The following is an 18,013-nucleotide window of genomic DNA, read 5'->3' as shown; positions in this document are numbered from 1 at the left end:
GCACGTGGTCTCAGGTACGGTCACGGCCCTTGCCCACCACTTTCGTCAAGGCGCGCACCACGTTTCGAGGGATCATCCGGCCACCGGTGGTGAGCGCCTTGTATTGCAGGCCGGGGATGATCACGATCTTGCCCTTGGCGAGGTCGGCCATCGTCTCCCGGACCACCTCGTCGACCTCCAGCCACAGGAACGACGGAGTGCCGGCCATGTCGATGTCGGCCCGCGCATGGAACTCGGTGTGGACGAACCCCGGGCACAGTGCGTGCACCCCGACACCGGTTCCGGACAGACCGTTGGCCAGTCCCTCGGAGAACGACACCACCCACGCCTTGGATGCCGAGTAGGTGGAGCCGCGCCCGGGCAACAGTCCGGCCACGCTGGCCACGTTGAGCACGGTGCCCTCGCCCGCGGCCAACATCGCCGGCAGCGCAGCATGGGTGAGTTGCATGACAGCGGTGACGTTGACGTCGAGCTGACGCTGCAGCACCTCGAGGTCAGCAGACCAGAACTCGCCGGCGGTGCCGAACCCCGCGTTGTTCACCAGCACGCGGACACCGGCGCGCAGTCGCTCGGCGACCCGTTCCCGGTCGGCGGCTACGGACAGGTCGGCGGGAAGCACCTCCACCCGGGCCCCCGCCTCGTCGTGCAGCTCCGCGGCGAGCCGTTCGAGCCGGTCGACGTCGCGGGCCACCAACACCAGGTCGTAGCCGTCCACGGCATAGCGGCGGGCGAACCCTCCACCCAGACCGGACGTCGGCCCGGTGATCAGAGCGACGGGGCGAGGCATCCCCAGAGGATACTTACCGCTGATAGTTCGGCGACTGCCGACCGTTGCGGGCCGGCGGCGGGGTGCGACGGATCGGCTCAGGCCGGGCCGCGCCGGCTTCGGACCTGCCGGGCTCGGGCCGGGTGGCGAAACGACCGGCGTCCGCGCGGCCGGGATGGTCTTTCATCCCGGGCGCCAACTCGGGACGTCCCGAAGGGGCCGGCGAGAGCGGGCGGCTCGGCGAGCCGCTGCGACGGGCGATCGGCTGGCCCGCAGACGCCGACGGAAGCGGCGGCAGCACCCGCAGTAGGTCGTTGAACTGGCGCACCGTGCGCAGCCCCTCGTCCCATTGGGCACGGGTGCTGGTGATCGGCATGCTGACCAGCGTCCAGTTCTGTTCGTTCCACATGATTTCGGCGCAATCCGGTGCGGTGTGCGCGAACGTCACCATCCTGCGGTCGCAGGCCCGCCGGGCGGCGTCGAGGTTGGTGGAGTACACCATCCGCGGGCCGATGGCGCCGAGCAGCCAGATGTCGCTCTCGCGTGGCTCCTTGATGCCTTTGAGTCGCATGTCGACGACCACGTTGGTGCCCACCTTGCGGTGCAGCGCGATCACGGTGGCGACGTCTTCGAGATCGAAGATGAACACCGCCTCGCCGCGGATCTGGCCGAGAACCACGTTGCGGGCGCTGACATCGCCGACGGTGGACATCACGCCGCGCTTCCAGCGCTTGAGGATGTCGGTGGACTCGTTCTCGTAGTCGAATCCGTGCGACTTGGCCCACGACTTGCGGCGTCGGCCGAGACCCCGACGTCTGTCGAGGTCGACGTACAACAACACGGCCGCACCCACGAAGCAGAGTGCAGACAGCGTGAACCAGAGCGGAACCATTGGCTCCAGAGTATCCGCTCTGGGCGATGAATCCCGAACTCGAACGGATCACAATCGCAATCGCCGGCCTGACACCCCCGCGGAACGGTATTCCAGTAGGTCAAATCCGAGTGGACGCCTGCTGGAATACCGTTCCGGCGGAGGGTTGGACGTCAGCCCAGGACCAGCGAATCGCCATCCTCGCTGACGTTGACGGGCACCACGTCACCGTCGTGCACCTCGCCGGCCAGCAGCAACTTGGCCAGCTGGTCGCCGATGGCCTGCTGCAGCAACCGCCGCAGCGGCCGCGCACCGTAAAGCGGGTCGAAGCCCCGGTCGGCCAGCCACTTCTTCGCCGGCAGCGACACCTCGAGGGCGAGGCGGCGCTGAGCCAGCCGCTTGGCCAGCTGGGCGAGCTGGATGTCGACGATGGACACCAGTTCCTCGGGGTCGAGGGCGTCGAAGACGATCACGTCGTCGAGACGGTTGATGAACTCCGGCTTGAACGCCGCCCGCACCGCCGCTCTGACCTGCTCTTCGGTGCCGCCGGCCCCGAGGTTGGAGGTCAGGATCAGGATGGTGTTGCGGAAGTCGACCGTGCGGCCCTGCCCGTCGGTGAGCCTGCCCTCGTCGAGGACCTGCAGCAGCACGTCGAACACGTCCGGGTGCGCCTTCTCGATCTCGTCGAACAGGATCACCGTGTACGGACGCCGGCGCACCGCCTCGGTCAGCTGGCCGCCCTGGTCGTAGCCCACGTAGCCGGGAGGGGCGCCGACCAGCCGAGCCACCGAGTGCTTCTCGCCGTACTCACTCATGTCGATGCGGACCATCGCCCGCTCGTCGTCGAACAGGAACTCCGCCAGCGCCTTGGCCAGCTCGGTCTTACCGACGCCGGTCGGTCCGAGGAACATGAACGACCCCGTCGGACGGTTCGGGTCGGCCACGCCGGCACGGCTCCTGCGAACCGCATCAGAAACAGCCTGCACGGCCTTGTTCTGGCCGACGACGCGCTTACCCAGCTCGTCTTCCATCCGCAGCAGCTTCGCGGTCTCGCCTTCGAGCATCCGACCTGCGGGGATTCCGGTCCACGCCGACACCACGTCGGCGATGTCGTCGGGTCCGACCTCTTCCTTGAGCATCACATTCTCACGGGCCTCGGCGACCGGCGAGGCCGCGTCGAGCTTCTTCTCGACCTCCGGGATGCGCCCGTAGCGCAGCTCGGCGGCCTTGGCCAGGTCACCATCACGCTCGGCCCGGTCGGCCTCACCGCGCAGCGTGTCCAGCTGCTCCTTGAGGTCGCGGACGATGTCGATGGCGCCTTTCTCGTTCTGCCACCGGGTGGTGAGTTCGGCCAGTTTCTCTTTGTGATCGGCCAGCTCGGCGCGCAGCTTCTCCAGCCGTTCGACAGACGCTGCGTCTGTTTCCTTGGCCAGCGCCATCTCTTCGATCTCCAGGCGACGGACCAGGCGTTCGACCTCGTCGATCTCGACGGGGCGGGAGTCGATCTCCATCCGCAGCCGCGAGGCGGCCTCGTCGACCAGGTCGATGGCCTTGTCCGGGAGGAACCGTGCGGTGATGTACCGGTCGGAGAGGGCGGCCGCGGCCACCAGCGCCGAGTCGGTGATCCGGACGCCGTGGTGCACCTCGTAGCGGTCTTTGAGGCCGCGCAGGATGCCGACGGTGTCGTCGACCGACGGCTCCCCCACCAGCACCTGCTGGAAACGACGCTCCAGCGCGGCGTCCTTCTCGATGTACTTGCGGTACTCGTCGAGCGTGGTGGCACCCACCAGCCGCAGCTCACCGCGGGCCAGCATGGGCTTGATCATGTTGCCCGCGTCCATGGCTCCCTCGCCGGTGGCACCGGCGCCGACGATGGTGTGCAACTCGTCGATGAACGTGATGATCTGGCCCGCGGAGTTCTTGATGTCGTCGAGGACGGCCTTGAGCCGTTCCTCGAACTCGCCGCGGTACTTGGCACCGGCCACCATCGAACCCATGTCGAGCGAGACGACGGTCTTGTCCCGCAGGCTCTCGGGCACGTCGCCGGCGATGATGCGCTGCGCCAGGCCCTCGACGATCGCGGTCTTGCCCACACCGGGTTCACCGATGAGCACCGGGTTGTTCTTGGTGCGACGGCTCAGCACCTGCACGACACGACGGATCTCGTTGTCGCGCCCGATGACCGGGTCCAGCTTGCCTTCCTTGGCGCGTGCGGTCAGATCGGTGGAGTACTTCTCCAGAGCCTGATAGGTGCCCTCGGGATCCGGGCTGGTGACGCGGGCGCTGCCGCGCACCTTGGTGAACGCCTCGCGCAACGCCTGGGGCGACGCGCCATGGCCGGTCAGCAGCTTGGCGGTGTCACTGTCGCCTTCAGGAGCGGAGCCCGCGGAGCGACCCGAGTATCCAGCCAGGCCGACGAGCAGATGCTCGGTGGAGACGTACTCGTCGTCCATCTCGGTGGCGAGGTGCTGCGCGGCGGTGATCGCCGCCAGCGACTGAGGCGCCAGCTGCGGCTGCGACGCCGAGCCGGTCGCGCTGGGCAGCCGGTCGAGCAGCCGCTGAGTCTCGGAGCGAACGGTCGCGGGTTCCACGCCGACGGCCTCGAGCAGCGGCGCGGCGATGCCGTCGTTCTGCGTGAGCAAAGCCATCAGCAGGTGCGCGGGCGCAATCTGCGGGTTCCCCGCCGCTGTGGCAGCCTGCAGTGCCGAGGTCAGCGCTGCCTGGGTCTTGGTCGTCGGATTGAACGAATCCACGACACCTCCCCTTCCATGTGCAGTGGGCCGCAGAACGGCCCTTCGAATGCTTGTCCCCTTGACCAACGTCGTCAAGGTTGAGTCTGTTCCGCTCAACTTTAACTTTTTTGGTTCGCAGGAACTAGGGCCTTATTACCCTCGGCCCCGGGGGGCGATCAGTACTCGCGCGACTGCTCCCAGTGGGTCGGACCGGCGCCGCCAGGCGTATACCGATGTTCACGGCCATGTCACACGGTCGAAATGACCTGCCCACAGCATTGCAGGCATGCATGTATACAAGATTGCCCGCATGACATCCGCGGTCGTCGCCTGTAGTGCGGTTGCCTCCCTGGCCGCCTGTTCGTCCGATCCGGCCCCGCAGGCCACCTCCGATGAGCGCGCCGCGTCGGCCTACACCACAGATCTGTCCGGCGTTTGCCCCGAGACCGTGGTGATCCAGACCGGTTGGTTCCCGCAGCCCGAGCGCGGCTACCTCTATCAGCTCATCGGCACCGAGGGCGTGGTCGACGTCGACAAGGGCGCATATGTCGGCCCGCTGGGCTCCACCGGCGTGAACCTCGAGGTGCGGGTCGGTGGGCCGTATGTCGGGGACCAGTCGGCGGTGTCGATGCTCTATCAGGACCCCGGCATACTGCTCGGCGAGGTGAACACCGACGAGGCGCTCAACCTCCATGGTGAATTCCCCACGGTCTCGGTGTTCGCCCCCCTCGAGCAGAGCCCTCAGGTTCTGTTGTGGGATCCCGACAAGCACGAGTTCGACTCGATGGCCGACATCGGGTCATCCGGGTTGCCCGTCTTGGTCTACGGATCAGACGACCCGTGGGTGACCTACTTCGTGGGCGAGGGCCAGTTGGCGGCCACCCAGATAGACGACAGCTACGACGGCTCCCCGTCACGGCTGGTCGCCAGCGACGGTCAGGTGGTGCAACAGGGCTACGTCACCAGCGAGCCCTACACCTATCAGCACGACTTCCCGGAGTGGGGTCAGCCCGTGGACTCATTGCTGCTCGCGGAGGCCGGTTACAACCCATATGAGAACGCCCTGGGCGCCACCCCGGAAACAATTGAGCAACAACGCGATTGCCTGGCTGGGCTGGTGCCGCTGCTACAGCAGGCCCAGGTCGACTACATGACAGACCCGGGCCCGATGAACGCACGTCTGGTATCCATCGTCGAGGAACTGGCCAGCTCGTGGACCCTGACCCTGGATGCAAACGAGTTCGCGACCGAGACCATGCGGGAACGCGGCGTCGTCGGCAACGGCAGCAACGCCACGGTCGGCGATTTTGATCCGGTCCGCATCTCCGAGTTCGCAGCCCTGGTGACACCCATTCTGGCAGAGTCGAATTCGGACTTCTCCCCGGTCGCCGACCCGGGGGTCATCTACAGCAACGAGTTCATCGACCCGGAGATCGGGCTGTGACGGTCTCCGCTGACCTGGCCGGCGAACTCACCCAGCTCGTCGGCGAGAACGGGGTCGAGACCCGGCCCGACGTACTGCACCGGTTGTCACGGGACTTCTCCTGGCTCTCACCGATCCTGACCCGCGATCTGCGCCCGGTGACCGCGGCCGCCGGGGTCCGTCCCGCCTCGGTCGCAGAGTTGGTCGCGGTTCTCGGATTCGCCTATCAGCGCGGCCTTGCGGTGACACCGCGCGGGGCGGGGACCAGCAACTACGGCCAGTCGGTGCCGATGGTGCCCGGAATCGTCCTCGACACAACCAAACTCAGCGGCATCCACGACATCGGTAAGCACGACGTGGTCGTCGAGGCCGGGGTCACGTTCGCCGACCTCGAGAACGCGCTCGCAGAACACGGCAGAGAGGTCGCGGTGATGCCCAGCACCGTGACGAGCACTGTCGGGGGCTTCCTGTCCGGTGGGAACCAGGGCATCGGGTCGATCGAGTTCGGCTCCATCTGGGACGGCTGGGTTCGCGAGCTCACGGTCGTCGGCTGCGTAGAAGATCCGGCGCCCGTGGTTGTCTCGGGGTCATCGATGAACGGACACCTGCACGCCTACGGGACCACCGGCGTCATTGCCCGGGCCCGACTGCTGACCGCACCCAAACGGGACCGCACCGTGTTGTTCGCCGCATTCGACTCGCTGGCCGCCGCCACGCGGGCGGGCCGCAAGCTGATGGATCTGCCGGTGCCGCCCCGGGCGATCGCGATCGACGACCAGGCCATCTGGGAGACGTTCATCCCCCACGACGGCCATGACGGCACCGTGCTGCTGCGGGCGATGTTGGAGGTCGGCACTGCCGAGCAGGGCCGGACGGCCACCGTCGCCGACGGTGGCCGGGTGACCGCAATCGACGACGCCGCCGTGCGTCCGATGATGAGCAGCGTATACAACCACAGCACACTTCGGGCCTTCCGGTCCGATCGCGGACTGGCCGCGGTGCAGATCCGCGGTAGCGCCATTGTCGAGAACGAAAAAGAAGTCCGCTCTACGTTACCCGGCTCGCGAATTCACCTCGACGGCAACGCGCCCCGCCGGTTCGGAAAGGGATACTCCGGACTGTTGCTGTCGAACTGGGTCGACGACGCGACCCTGGAAAACGGAATCGCGGCGCTGCGTGCTATCGGCGTGGTCGTGGTCAATCCACACACATGGTTGGTCGGTAGCCACGGCGGCCTCGAGGACTACCTTGCTGCCGCGGCCGCCTTCGATCCGCGCGGCCTGCTCAATCCGGGCAAGCTGGTGCCACAATGTCGGTGACCGCAACACCCCGGACAGCCCCGGAAGGCCCCGCCGCGATGACGGATGAGCTGGCGCGCAGGTCGCGTCTGGACCCGCTGCACGAACGTCTCGCGAGCCGGCTCCGCGAGGAGATCATCAAGGGCTGGCGCCCCCCCGGCACTGCCCTCGGCGAGGTCGAGGTCGCCGCCGAGTTCGGGGTCTCGCGCAATCCCGTTCGCGAAGCGGTGCGGGTGCTCGAAGCCGAAGGGTTCCTGGTGTCGCGTCCCGGCCGCGGGGTGATCGTCGCCCGAATCGACGAGGACGAAGCCCGGGGCATTCTCGAGGTCCGGGCCAACCTGGAAACCCTCATCGCCCGCTCTGCAGCGGAAAGACGCACCGAAGACCAACTGGCACAGCTACATCGAGTCATGGCCGCGGCCGAGGACGCGATGACGCAAGGCCGGCTCGACGAGTTGCCCGCGCTCAACTCCGAGTTCCACGACCTGCTGGCGCAGGCCAGCGGCAACCAGGTTGCCCGGCGGATCATCGCCGGACTGATGATGAAGGTGGCGTGGATGTACTCGATCGACGTCGGCAACCGTGCTCCCGCCTCCTGGTGCGAACACGGCGATCTGCTCAAGGCCATCGAAGCCGGCGACGTGGAGGGCGCCGATCAGCTGATGTGCGTCCACATCGCCAATGCCACAGCGGACTTCTCGTTGAAGTACCGGCGCGACCCGATCGAGGGGCTGCGGTGAGCGCGCCGGCGGTATCGCCGACCGACCGGGCGGTGCGGGGGCTTCAGCTGAAGGGCGTGAGCATGCGCTATCCGGACGGCACCGAGGTGCTGGACCACATCGACCTCGACGTCACCCAAGGCCAGATGGTGAGCATCGTGGGTGCTTCCGGATGCGGCAAGTCCACCGTGCTCAAGCTCGCCTCTGGCCTACTGCGCCCGACGGCCGGCGCTGTGGCTGTACGCGGCGAGCTGGGCTACGTCTTCCAGGACCCGACCCTGATGCCATGGCGGACCCTGTCGGGCAATGTCGGCTACCTCGCCGAGCTCAACGGCGTGGGGCGCGTGCAACGTCGGCGGCTCGCGCAGGAGGCGATCGACCGGGTGAACCTCTCGGGTTTCGAAAAGCACTATCCTCGACAGCTTTCCGGCGGAATGCGGATGCGGGCATCCATCGCCAGATCGCTCACGCTGCGCCCGGAGGTCTTCCTGTTCGACGAACCCTTTGGCGCGCTCGACGAACTGAGCCGGGAACGGCTCAACGACGAGCTCATCGAGGTGTTCCTCGGCGCACCGTTCGCCGGGGTGTTCGTGACCCATTCGATTCCCGAAGCGGTGTACCTGGGTACCCGCGTGGTGGTGATGTCGCCGCGCCCGGGCCGCATCGTCGCCGACATCCAGGTCCCGTTCCCCTATCCACGGGGCGCGGACTTGCGGTATTCAGCGCGGTTCGCCGAAGTGTGCGCCGAGGCATCCGACGCGTTGCGGGCGGTGAGCCGATGAGTGTCACCACCGAGCCCGCTCGCGTCGCGGCCCAGGCGACCACCGTCGCGCCTCAGCGCAGCACCACGGCACTGCGGCTGCGCCGGATCGTCCTGCCATCTCTGGTGTTGTTCGCCGGACTCGGCCTGTGGCTGGCGGTCACCTACCTGCTCCTCGATGAGCGGCGCCGGTTCCTGCTGCCGCCGCCGTGGGCAGTCGCACACACCGGCCTGATAGATCAGGAATCACGTTCGGCGATCTTCTCGGCGCTCGCCCAGACCGCGACCGTCGCGCTGACCGGCCTGACGGTCGCCATTCTGCTCGGGGTGACGATTGCGATCCTGATGAGCCAGGCGCGCTGGGTCGAGGAATCGATCTATCCGTACGCGGTGATCGTGCAGACCCTGCCGATCGTGGCGATCGTTCCGCTGGTCGGCCTGTGGCTGGGCTTCAATTTTCAGAGCCGGGTAATCGTCTGCGTGGTGATGAGCCTGTTCCCGATCATCACCAACACTTTGTTCGGCCTGAAATCCGCCGACCCCGGATTGCACGACCTGGCCACACTGCATCGTGCATCACGATGGACCCGGTTGCGGACCATCGCATTCCCCAACGCGCTGCCTGCGATGTTCACCGGGATCCGGATCGCGGGAGGTCTTTCGGTCATCGGTGCGATCGTGAGCGATTTCTTCTTCCGCCAGGGTTATCCGGGGATCGGGCGGCTGTTGGACATCTACCGGGCAAACCTGAACTACGAGGGGCTGCTCGCAGCGATCTTCGCGTCGTCGTCGCTGGGCATCGTGGTGTTCTGGTTCATCGGCTGGCTCGGTCAGCGAGTGACTGGCGCATGGACGGGGACGAGCCGATGAGCACCGGAGAGCCCGGCAGCGGCCGCCTGGATCACGTCGCCCTCCAGGTCGGTGATTTCGACGACCGCTTGGCATTACTGCAACAGCTGGGTATGGCGGTGCTGCGAGTCGGCGCACTCAGCGCGGACCCCACTCGCCGGATCGCGATGCTGAGCGACGAACGCGGTTTCAAGCTCGAGATCGTCGAATCCCACTGTGACGGACTAGCCCATGTCGCCTTCGAAGTGGCCGATGTTGATGCCGCGACCGCGGCGCCTCCCTCACAACTTCACGTGCAGCGCCCGCCGTATCGCCTCGCGGCGGGCAAAGCCGACTCCGCGATGCTCGCCGACGACGCCGGGCTGACCGTGCAGTTCGTCCACTACGATCCCGACAGTCCTGACCGCACCTGACGGTGCCCCGGCAGCTGAGGTGGTCCCGCATACCCTAAGCAGCGTCAATCAGTCGACGTAGTCCCAGAAGTGCAGCTCATGCACGGTCGCGAAGACCGTGAGGGTCACCGCGTACAACACGATGATCGCCGCCGCCCCCGCAACACCGATACGGAAGCCCCTCCCCTCGACCGGGTCCAGCCAGCGACGGAACGGCCGTGACGCCGTCGGCATCAGCCACCACTGCATCGCCGCCACGCTGACGATCTGACTGAGCCACAACCCCAACCAGGGTTCTGCACCGGCATCGGCGAGCACCGGTCCGAGGAATCGTGACAGCAGCATCACAGTCGGGTAGAGCACGAGCAGCACCAGCATCGCCGACTTCCAGTTCGGCGTCATCAGAGTGCGGCCGCCCTCGATCCGCACCGTGGTGGCGAAGGGAGTCGTGTTGGACGCGGAAGCAAATTCCCGTCGCAGGGTCGAGCGCAGTCCAGACAAGGCCTCGGACCGTTCGGCTGAGCGCAGCCACTCCGACAGCTGAGCGCTGGTGCGGAACCGCACCAGCGAGATCCAGTCGCCGTGCCGGTCCGGCGGCAGCAGCACCGTCCCCTCATGGCCGGGCATGCCGGCGGCAGCGACCGCCAGGCGCACCTCCATCGCCTCGAAATCCGCCTCCTTGCCCGCCGCGACGTCATGGCGGAACAGTCCCACGCCCGCCGCCAGCGGACCGTCGTCGGTGAAGATCAGGTCGCCCGAACACGTCGAGTAACCGCGCGCCCGGCCGTCGCCGAGGACATCATCCCGGTCCGCACTGTCGAGCCAGCCGTGTAGCTGTATCTCATCGGAAAAGGTCACGGCCACAGCACAATCCAGCACCGCGTCGGGGAACGCGGAGAGTTGGCCGGCCACATGACCCGCCGCTGCCTGCGCCGACGCCAACAGATCCTGCGACCAACGACCGAAAGCGGCCGAGTCGTCCACCGGATGGAAGACGGTGACCGCCGTTGCCTCACTCATCGACGCGGCGACCCTGCACGTAGACCTGCGCGATCGAGGACTCCCGGATCCCCATCAACAACGCAAAAAGTGTCTGATCGCGCGCCATGTCGGCATCGGAGGAGCGGACGCCACGCAGGATCGAGTTCGCCAGTGCGGGGGTGCGCGACGGGTCCACCACCACGAAGTCCGCCTCTTTACCGCCGTCGAAGTTGCCGAACCGGTCCTCCATGTCCAGTGCCCGCGCACCTGCGAGGGTGCCGACGAACAGCATCTCGGCGGGGTGCATCGAGACCCCCGCCTCGTCAGCCTCATTGATGTGGACCTTGAAGGCATCACCGAGGACCCGCGGGATCAGCCATTCGTCACCGCCAGCGAAATCCGTTCCGGCGGAGATGTTCACACCGGAGGCGACGGTGCGGCGCCACGGCATCGTCCCGGAGCCGAGGAACAGTTGCGAGACCGGACAGTGCGAGATCGAGGTCCCCGTCTCGGCCATCCGCTGAAGTTCCGCGTCCTGACAGTGCACGCAGTGGGCGAGGATGGTGCGTCGACCGAGCAGGCTCGTGCCACCGACCTGCGAGCCCGGCAGGAACTTCCCGTCGTAGGTGTCCAGGTAGCTGTCGACCTGATAGGTCTGCAGGACCGAGTCCACCTCGCCGGTTCCGGGTCGGTTGTTCTCGTTGAGGTGCGAGTGCACGTAGACACCACGATCACGCACTGAATCGTAGAGCTCCCCAAGGCTTTTCAGAGTCTCAGCGGTGACCGACAGCGAGAACCTCGGGACGATGGCCACGTGCAACAGCGCAGTCGCCACGTCGCCGGTGTCAGCGGCGTGCCACCTGTCGATCTCCTCGGCGGTCAGCCGCAGTGCGTCCTCTTCCGAGGTGATCAGTGCGGCGGCGCTGTCCGGGCCGACAGTCTGGATGCCGCGACCGCTGACCATGCGCAGGCCCCGCCGCCGGGTCTCGGTGAACAACGCGTCCTGGGCGTGGGGAAACGCCGACCCGAACACCATCGCCGCGGTGGTGCCTGCGGCGATGCGACGCTCGCAGAACTCCACCGCCGCCTGGTGGGCGAACTCCGGATCCGCGAGCCGGGATTCGGCTGGGAAGATGCACTGGTCGAGCCACTCCAGCAGCTGGCCGCCCCCGTAGGAATCTCCGGCGAAGGTCTGCGGGAAATGGATGTGGGTGTCGACGAAGCCCGGCAGGAGAAACCCGGGCCGGTGGTCGACGGTCTCCGCGGAGCCAAACCGGGCAGGCAGCCGCCCGCGGTCCCCGCAGAACACGATCCGGCCGTCATCGTCGATGACCAGCGCGCCATCGGGCAAGGACACCAGGGCGCTGGGCGAGTCGGCGACCCCAGGCCGTCCAGCCAGATGGAAGACGTGCCCGAGATGAACCTGCGTCATCGAGTGAGGGTACCGTTCACGAGCCGTTACCGAGGTTCAAGCGCCACGAAGGGCGACTTCTTGTTAGGTTCTCCGGGTGTCGGGTGACTGGGGATCGATTCTCACCGAGCTCATTCCGCTCGCGCTGGTGGTGGCGCTGTCTCCGCTGTCGATCATCCCGGCGGTGCTGGCGCTGCACACGGCGCGGCCCAAGCCGACGGGGTTGGCGTTCGCGGCCGGCTGGATCCTCAGCCTCGCCGTCTTGACCGGGGCGTTCCTCTCGGTGTCCAACCTGATCGGCGGGATCGGCGAGAAACCGCCGGGGTGGGCCTCGTGGCTCCGGATCGTCGTCGGCGTCGCGCTGATCGTCTTCGGCGGTTACCGGTGGTTCACCCGGAAGAAATCCGAGCACATGCCGGGGTGGATGACCCGGATGAGTTCGCTGACTCCCGCCAAAGCGGCCGTGACCGCCGCGGTCCTGACGGTGGCCAATGTCAAGGTGCTGTTCATCTGTGCGGCAGCCGGTTTGGCCATCGGTTCGGCGGGCCTGCCGTCACCGAGCGTGTGGATCGCGGTCGGCTGGTTCGTGGCGGTGGCGGGTTCGTCGGTGGCATTGCCCATCCTCGGGTACGCGGTGTCGGGCCAACGTCTCGATCCGGCCCTGACCCGGCTCAAGGACTGGATGGAGAAAAAGCACGCGGTCCTCGTCGCCGCGATCCTCGTGGTGATCGGCCTTCTGGTGCTGTACAAGGGGATTCACGGCTTATAGCGGAAGCCCCAGCTCGTCGGCGTCCGCCGTCAGGTACCGGGTCACCGTCGGCGCCACCAGGCGCACCACGTCCTCGGTCGGCAGATCCGATAGTGGCGGCACGCAGATCAGGTATCGCAGCATCGCCGTGCCCACCAGGCTGCTCGCCGCCAGCATCGCCCGCAGCCTGGCCTGTTCGTCACCACCGAGCACACCGGAAACAGCCGTCAGCACATAGTTCTGCATGAAGCCGCGGAACGCGGCGTGCGCGTCGGGGTTGGAGGTCGCCGACGCCAACATCGTTCGCATGCTCGCCGAACTCTCCGGCGCTTCCCACACACCGAGGTAGGTCCGCACCATCCGGGTGCCGATGTCGGGTTCGTCGTCACCGGTGCCGGTGAGGGCGGCGACGAGCACCTCCGGGTCGATGATCAGCCGCAGGGACTCGCGGAACAGTTCCTCTTTCGAACCGAAGAGGTACAGCAGCATCGACGGATCGACGCGCGCCTCCTCGGCGATGGCCCGCAGCGTCGTCTTCTCGTATCCGTCCCGGGCGAACCGGGTCTTCGCCGCGGACAGAACCACGTCCCGGGATACCGGACCGCCCTGCCGCCGGCCCCGGCGCCTGCCCGTATGCGCTGGTGGTGGCATACAGCGACGCTACCATTTCAATGGCTGTTGAAATCCTGAGGGCGAAGGCTTACGCTCCCCTCAGCGGTTAATTCAACAGTCAGTGAAAAGGGGACAGGTCATGGTCACCACCAGCCCGGAGCACACCCACCATCGCTCGGAGCCCTCGCACGAGGCACCGGCAGCGGCGCGCGCGGCGGGCGTCATCGTCGCGATCACCACGGTCCTGGTGATCCTGGCGTTGGCGTTCGCGCTACCCGCCGTGCACACCGGTCCGCATGATGTGCCCATCGGGGCGGCGGGCCCGCAGGCCGCGGGCGGGCAGCTCGCCACGATGCTCGAGCAGAACGCCCCCGGCGCCTTCGAGGTCGTCTACTACCCCGGCGAAGCGGCGTTGACAGAAGCCATCCGGCAGCGCGACGTCTACGGCGGCGTCGTACTCCCCTCCGAGCCGGGCGCACAGCCCCGGCTGCTGATCGCCTCGGGTGGCAGCCCGGCGATCGCCCAACTGCTGACCCAACTCGGAAGCCAGATCAGCCAGCGGACCGGGATGCCGATGGACACCGAAGACCTCGCCCCGCTCCCGTCAGCCGATCCCCGCGGGGCCGGCATCGCCGCGTCGGCGCTCCCGATCACACTGGCCGGATTGCTGCCGGCGATCGCCCTGCTGTTGGTGCTGCGACGCGAGGCGTGGACCCGTTTCGGCGCCGCGGTGGTCTTCTCCGGCGTCGCCGGTGTCACGATCGCGATCCTGTTGCGTTATGTGTTCGGCTCGATCGACCAGAACTTCTGGGGCGTCGCGGCGGCGGTCACCCTCGGGGTGGCGGCTGCCTCGTTGACCGTGCTGGGTCTGGGTGCGCTGTTCGGCCGGGTCGGCCTGGCTGTCGGCGCGCTGCTGGCGCTGCTGGTGGGCAACCCGCTGTCGGGGCTGACGAGTGCCCCGGAGATGCTGCCCGCACCGTGGGGACAGCTGGGCCAGCTGCTGCCTCAGGGCGCAACCGCCACCCTGCTGCGGTCGACGGCCGCGTTCGACGGCGCGGGCGCGACCAGCGCGGTTGTGGTGCTGGCCTGCTGGGTGTTGGCCGGGACTGTGCTCATCGTCACCGCCGCGCTGCGTCGACCGGGATCCACAGAGTAGTGACTTAGTATCGTGCGGCGTGGGACTCGAAGACCGGGAATCGATGCGCATCCTCCGCGATGCCGTCGACCCGGATCTCGGGTCCGAGGCGCTGATCCGCGAGATCCACACTCGATGGTTCGGCGCGGATCTCGCCGCCCGGGACCTGTTCCCGCCGGACATGGCGAAGCAGCGCCGGGTGTTCGCCCAGGCCCTGTGCTGGCTGTGCGACGAGCTCATCGCCCAGCGTGCCGAGGAGCCGGTGGCCTTCCTCGCCCAGCTCGGCCGGGACCATCGCAAGTACGGTGTCACCCCGGCGCACTACGCGTCGCTGCAGCAGGCACTGCTGACCGTGCTGCGCTCCCAGCTGGCCGACCGGTGGGACCGCCGGCTCAACGAGGCGGTCAACGACGTCGTCGAGTTGGTCATCGGCGTGATGAGCGGCGCCGCGGACGCCGAGACCAGCCCGCCGTTCAGTGACGGCACCGTGCTCGAACATCTGCGGCCCACCCGCGACGTCTCGATCGTTCGGCTGAAGATGGACCACGCGCTGAACTATCTGCCCGGTCAGTACGTCCCGGTCCAGGTCCCGCAATGGCCGCGGCGGTGGCGCTACCTGAGCCCGTCGATCCCGGCCGACCCGGCCGGGTACGTCGAGTTCCACATCCGCTCGGTGCCCGGCGGGATGGTGAGCACGGCGATCGTCGGCGAAGCCCGCCCCGGCGATCGGTGGCGGCTGTCCAACCCGCACGGCGCGATGCACGTCGACCGCGACGCCGGCGACGTCCTGATGGTCGCCGGTTCGACCGGGTTGGCGCCGCTGCGTGCCCTGATCATGGATCTGACCAGATTCGGGGAGAACCCTCGCGTCCACCTGTTCTTCGGGGCGCGGTACCCGTGCGAGCTCTACGACCTGCGCACCCTCTGGGAGATCGCTTCGACCAACCCCTGGCTGTCGGTGACGCCGGTGTCGGAGCTCGAGACCGATCCTCCGTGGGCCGCCGACTACCCCGACGCGACGCCGCCTCGTGGACTTCACGTCCGGCAGACCGGTGCCCTGCCCGACGTCGTCACCCGGTACGGCAGCTGGAGCGACCGCCAGATCCTGCTGTGCGGCAAGCCCGAAATGGTGCAGGCCACCAAGGCCGCACTGATCGCCAAAGGCGCACCTGCCGAACAAATCCGCCATGACCCGCTGGCAAGCTGAGCCCACATGGCAGGATCGACTGCCATGGCCGAGTTTGAAACCGTCACGCTGCGCGATCCCTCGTCCGCGCTGACCGTCACCTACGTCCCCGGCGCGGGCATGGTCGCCACGTCGCTGTCGGACGGGGGCGCCGAACTGCTGGGTCAGCGTCGCGGCCTGCAGGCCTACGTGTCCAACCACAAGACCATGGGGATCCCGATCCTCTATCCGTGGGCGAACCGACTGAGCAGTAATGGTTACGGCGTCGACGGGGCCGTCGTGACGCTGACCCCGGGCACCGGCGGGGTGCGCACCGACGAGCACGGCGTGCCGATCCACGGGACGCTGGCCGCGTACCCGGACTGGGACGTCACCACCATGCTGGAGTCTCAGTTGACAGCCGAACTGGATTTCGCCGCCCGGCCGGCGCTGCTGGCGACCTTTCCGTTCCCGCACCTGCTGACGTTGGACATCACCCTGCTCGACCGCACCCTCACGGTGAAGACCACGGTCACTGCGACCACCGGGTCGCGGGTGCCGATGTGCTTCGGCTTCCATCCCTACCTGCAGTTGCCCGGCGTGCCGCGGGCGAACTGGAACATCGAGACACCCGCCATGCGGTACCAGCCGGTGAACGCCTGGGGAATTCCGACCGGCCGGATCGAGGACCGTCCGGCAGCCTCAGAGCTGTTGGGGGACAGGTTCATCGATGACGGGTACGACGAGGTCGCACCGGGCTCGGTGTTCGCCCTCTCGGGCGGCGACCGGCGCATCGAGGTGCACTTCGATCAGGGTTTCACCGCTGCGCAGGTGTTCGCACCCGGCGACGACGACGTCGTGTGCTTCGAGCCGATGGCCGCCCCGACCGACGCGTTGCGCCGCGGTGGGTATCACGAGGTGCAGCCAGGCGAATCTGCGACAGCCCAGTTCCGGATCAAGGTCGCCTAGCTGGACGACGATCAAGCGGCGAGGAACGAGCCGCGTTGAGGAGTCCGGCAAACAACACCAGCCGGACGACGATCAAGCGGCGGAGATGCGGTCGCGTACCTCGAAATCGAGGCCGTGCGCCTCAGCGACGTAGATGTCCTGGTTGAGCTGGTTGCCACGCATCCGGACCTCCCCGCGCGGGGAGACATAGGTGAGGTTCTCCGCTGCCGTCGTCATCTCCGCGATGCGCAGCGAGCCGGCTCTGCGCACCAGCGCGATCAGCAAGGTGATCGCCTCGTAACAGGATTCGCCGATGCTGTTCAGTGCTGGGGCGGCCGGCCCGAAATGCCGGTAGTAGTGGGCCGCGAACTCCATGCTCGCGGAGGTGTTGAGGGCTTCGAAATACCCTGCCGCCGCGAATAACCCGTCGTTGCTGCCGTACCCACTGGCCAGCAGCATGTTCTCCTCGACATGCGGACTGAGCCTCGGCACCGAGGCGGCCAGGCCGGCGCCGGCGAACTGTCGGTTGAAGGCGACCCCGTCACCACCGACGAGCAACAGCACGACGCCGGCGGCACCGGTGATCTCGACCTGCTTGATGGCAGCGCTGAAATCCTCGGTGCCCAGAGGAAGGTACATCTCGTCGACCAGCGGCCGTCCCTGGGACCTGGCGTGCAGCCGCGCCGCGGCACCGGTCTCTTTGGGCCAGACATAGTCGTTGCCGATCACGATCCAGCGATCGACACCGTACTCCGCCGTCATCCAATCCATGGCCGGCAGCAACTGACGTGACGGCGTCTCCCCGGTCAGGAACAGTCCCGGGGTACGTTCGCCGCCTTCGTAGAGCGGGCCGTACACGTAGGGAATCCGCCCCGCCGTGACCTTGGCCACCGCCTGCCGCACCGGCGAGATGTGCCAGCCGGTGACCGCGTCGATGGCCCCGGCCGCCACCAACCGTGCGATGTCGGCCGCCACCACGGCGGGCGGACGGCTGCCGTCAACGGGTAGCAGCCGCACCGGCCGCGACAGCAAGCCGGCGGTGTCGTTGAGGTCGGTGATCGCGAGTTCGGCGCACGCCTCGCACGATGGACCGTAGATCCCTGCAGAACCGCTGCGCGGCACGACCAGTGCGATGTCGATGGTCGCTCGGCGGCGATCACCGCCGAGAACCGGTGGAACATCCATCGCAGTGCCTCCTCACCG

The 18,013-nt window shown here is 67.5% G+C and carries 17 protein-coding genes; 10 read left to right on the top strand and 7 right to left on the bottom strand.

Annotation, left to right across the window (positions count from 1 at the left end; genetic code table 11):
- Nucleotides 1-10 precede the first annotated feature (10 nt).
- From BEMPMBAN_RS08970 to clpB, 3 genes are all read right to left on the bottom strand, one after another.
- Nucleotides 11-787 carry an SDR family NAD(P)-dependent oxidoreductase gene (locus BEMPMBAN_RS08970; protein ID WP_159230020.1) on the bottom strand — a complete coding sequence of 259 codons (777 nt, stop codon included), beginning with the start codon at nucleotides 785-787 and terminating at the stop codon, nucleotides 11-13.
- 13 nt (nucleotides 788-800) lie between these two features.
- Complete coding sequence (ttfA, locus tag BEMPMBAN_RS08965) at nucleotides 801-1,658, bottom strand: trehalose monomycolate transport factor TtfA (protein ID WP_159230019.1); 858 nt, start codon at nucleotides 1,656-1,658, stop codon at nucleotides 801-803.
- Between the two features lie 152 nt (nucleotides 1,659-1,810).
- Nucleotides 1,811-4,390, bottom strand: coding sequence for an ATP-dependent chaperone ClpB (gene clpB, locus BEMPMBAN_RS08960; protein WP_159230018.1), 2,580 nt, complete (start codon nucleotides 4,388-4,390; stop codon nucleotides 1,811-1,813).
- Between the two features lie 289 nt (nucleotides 4,391-4,679).
- On the opposite strand from clpB, the gene BEMPMBAN_RS08955 reads away from it, so the two are divergent.
- The 6 genes from BEMPMBAN_RS08955 to BEMPMBAN_RS08930 are packed head-to-tail and all read left to right on the top strand — an operon-like array spanning nucleotide 4,680 to nucleotide 9,831.
- The gene (locus tag BEMPMBAN_RS08955; protein ID WP_159230017.1) at nucleotides 4,680-5,813 is read left to right on the top strand and encodes a hypothetical protein; all 1,134 of its coding nucleotides are present in this window, start codon (nucleotides 4,680-4,682) and stop codon (nucleotides 5,811-5,813) included.
- Nucleotides 5,810-7,111 (top strand): FAD-binding oxidoreductase, encoded by a 1,302-nt coding sequence (locus BEMPMBAN_RS08950; protein WP_159230016.1) that lies wholly within the window; start codon nucleotides 5,810-5,812, stop codon nucleotides 7,109-7,111. The genes BEMPMBAN_RS08955 and BEMPMBAN_RS08950 overlap by 4 nt, the downstream gene beginning before the upstream one ends.
- Entirely contained in the window at nucleotides 7,108-7,830 is a 723-nt protein-coding gene (locus tag BEMPMBAN_RS08945) for a GntR family transcriptional regulator (protein WP_159230015.1), read from the top strand. Before BEMPMBAN_RS08950 ends, BEMPMBAN_RS08945 begins: the two co-directional genes overlap by 4 nt.
- Complete coding sequence (locus BEMPMBAN_RS08940) at nucleotides 7,827-8,591, top strand: ABC transporter ATP-binding protein (RefSeq protein WP_234897377.1); 765 nt, start codon at nucleotides 7,827-7,829, stop codon at nucleotides 8,589-8,591. The genes BEMPMBAN_RS08945 and BEMPMBAN_RS08940 overlap by 4 nt, the downstream gene beginning before the upstream one ends.
- A complete protein-coding gene (locus tag BEMPMBAN_RS08935) occupies nucleotides 8,588-9,439 on the top strand; it encodes an ABC transporter permease (RefSeq protein WP_159230014.1) in 852 nt (283 codons plus the stop codon). Before BEMPMBAN_RS08940 ends, BEMPMBAN_RS08935 begins: the two co-directional genes overlap by 4 nt.
- On the top strand, nucleotides 9,436-9,831 hold the full coding sequence (locus tag BEMPMBAN_RS08930; protein WP_159230013.1) for a hypothetical protein: 396 nt from the start codon (nucleotides 9,436-9,438) through the stop codon (nucleotides 9,829-9,831). Before BEMPMBAN_RS08935 ends, BEMPMBAN_RS08930 begins: the two co-directional genes overlap by 4 nt.
- A 48-nt stretch (nucleotides 9,832-9,879) precedes the next feature.
- Here the strand turns inward: BEMPMBAN_RS08930 and BEMPMBAN_RS08925 are convergent, their stop codons facing one another.
- Entirely contained in the window at nucleotides 9,880-10,830 is a 951-nt protein-coding gene (locus BEMPMBAN_RS08925) for a putative antibiotic biosynthesis monooxygenase (RefSeq protein ID WP_159230012.1), read from the bottom strand.
- Nucleotides 10,823-12,223, bottom strand: a complete 1,401-nt coding sequence (locus BEMPMBAN_RS08920; protein ID WP_159230011.1) for an amidohydrolase family protein — start codon at nucleotides 12,221-12,223, stop codon at nucleotides 10,823-10,825. The genes BEMPMBAN_RS08925 and BEMPMBAN_RS08920 overlap by 8 nt, the downstream gene beginning before the upstream one ends.
- Nucleotides 12,224-12,299: 76 nt before the next feature.
- Between BEMPMBAN_RS08920 and BEMPMBAN_RS08915 the strand changes: the two genes are divergently transcribed.
- On the top strand, nucleotides 12,300-12,971 hold the full coding sequence (locus BEMPMBAN_RS08915) for a GAP family protein (protein ID WP_159230010.1): 672 nt from the start codon (nucleotides 12,300-12,302) through the stop codon (nucleotides 12,969-12,971).
- Here the strand turns inward: BEMPMBAN_RS08915 and BEMPMBAN_RS08910 are convergent.
- Entirely contained in the window at nucleotides 12,966-13,601 is a 636-nt protein-coding gene (locus tag BEMPMBAN_RS08910) for a TetR/AcrR family transcriptional regulator (protein ID WP_159230009.1), read from the bottom strand. The two genes, BEMPMBAN_RS08915 and BEMPMBAN_RS08910, sit on opposite strands and share 6 nt — an antisense overlap.
- A 100-nt stretch (nucleotides 13,602-13,701) precedes the next feature.
- On the opposite strand from BEMPMBAN_RS08910, the gene BEMPMBAN_RS08905 reads away from it, so the two are divergent.
- The 3 genes from BEMPMBAN_RS08905 to BEMPMBAN_RS08895 are packed head-to-tail and all read left to right on the top strand — an operon-like array spanning nucleotide 13,702 to nucleotide 16,831.
- Nucleotides 13,702-14,718, top strand: a complete 1,017-nt coding sequence (locus BEMPMBAN_RS08905; RefSeq protein WP_159230008.1) for an ABC transporter permease — start codon at nucleotides 13,702-13,704, stop codon at nucleotides 14,716-14,718.
- A 19-nt stretch (nucleotides 14,719-14,737) separates the two neighbouring features.
- Nucleotides 14,738-15,904: an FAD-binding oxidoreductase gene (locus BEMPMBAN_RS08900; protein ID WP_159230007.1), complete on the top strand. Its 1,167-nt coding sequence runs from the start codon at nucleotides 14,738-14,740 to the stop codon at nucleotides 15,902-15,904.
- A 24-nt stretch (nucleotides 15,905-15,928) separates the two neighbouring features.
- Complete coding sequence (locus BEMPMBAN_RS08895; protein ID WP_159230006.1) at nucleotides 15,929-16,831, top strand: aldose 1-epimerase; 903 nt, start codon at nucleotides 15,929-15,931, stop codon at nucleotides 16,829-16,831.
- A 72-nt stretch (nucleotides 16,832-16,903) separates the two neighbouring features.
- On the opposite strand, the gene BEMPMBAN_RS08890 is transcribed toward BEMPMBAN_RS08895, so the two are convergent.
- Complete coding sequence (locus BEMPMBAN_RS08890) at nucleotides 16,904-17,995, bottom strand: substrate-binding domain-containing protein (protein WP_159230005.1); 1,092 nt, start codon at nucleotides 17,993-17,995, stop codon at nucleotides 16,904-16,906.
- Between the last annotated feature and the right edge of the window lie 18 nt (nucleotides 17,996-18,013).

Origin of the sequence: Mycolicibacterium austroafricanum (assembly GCF_902705885.1) — a bacterium.
GTDB classification, from domain to species: Bacteria; Actinomycetota; Actinomycetes; order Mycobacteriales; family Mycobacteriaceae; genus Mycobacterium; species Mycobacterium vanbaalenii_A.
This window is presented reverse-complemented; position numbering and strand designations above follow the sequence as displayed.

Excerpts from the sequence above, each read along its gene's own strand:
- BEMPMBAN_RS08970 (WP_159230020.1), bottom strand. The coding sequence starts at position 787 with ATGCCTCGCCCCGTCGCTCTGATCACCGGGCCGACGTCCGGTCTGGGT.
- ttfA (WP_159230019.1), bottom strand. The coding sequence starts at position 1,658 with ATGGTTCCGCTCTGGTTCACGCTGTCTGCACTCTGCTTCGTGGGTGCG.
- BEMPMBAN_RS08955 (WP_159230017.1), top strand. The coding sequence starts at position 4,680 with ATGACATCCGCGGTCGTCGCCTGTAGTGCGGTTGCCTCCCTGGCCGCC.
- BEMPMBAN_RS08935 (WP_159230014.1), top strand. The coding sequence starts at position 8,588 with ATGAGTGTCACCACCGAGCCCGCTCGCGTCGCGGCCCAGGCGACCACC.
- BEMPMBAN_RS08930 (WP_159230013.1), top strand. The coding sequence starts at position 9,436 with ATGAGCACCGGAGAGCCCGGCAGCGGCCGCCTGGATCACGTCGCCCTC.
- BEMPMBAN_RS08925 (WP_159230012.1), bottom strand. The coding sequence starts at position 10,830 with ATGAGTGAGGCAACGGCGGTCACCGTCTTCCATCCGGTGGACGACTCG.
- BEMPMBAN_RS08920 (WP_159230011.1), bottom strand. The coding sequence starts at position 12,223 with ATGACGCAGGTTCATCTCGGGCACGTCTTCCATCTGGCTGGACGGCCT.
- BEMPMBAN_RS08910 (WP_159230009.1), bottom strand. The coding sequence starts at position 13,601 with ATGCCACCACCAGCGCATACGGGCAGGCGCCGGGGCCGGCGGCAGGGC.
- BEMPMBAN_RS08905 (WP_159230008.1), top strand. The coding sequence starts at position 13,702 with ATGGTCACCACCAGCCCGGAGCACACCCACCATCGCTCGGAGCCCTCG.
- BEMPMBAN_RS08895 (WP_159230006.1), top strand. The coding sequence starts at position 15,929 with ATGGCCGAGTTTGAAACCGTCACGCTGCGCGATCCCTCGTCCGCGCTG.
- BEMPMBAN_RS08890 (WP_159230005.1), bottom strand. The coding sequence starts at position 17,995 with ATGGATGTTCCACCGGTTCTCGGCGGTGATCGCCGCCGAGCGACCATC.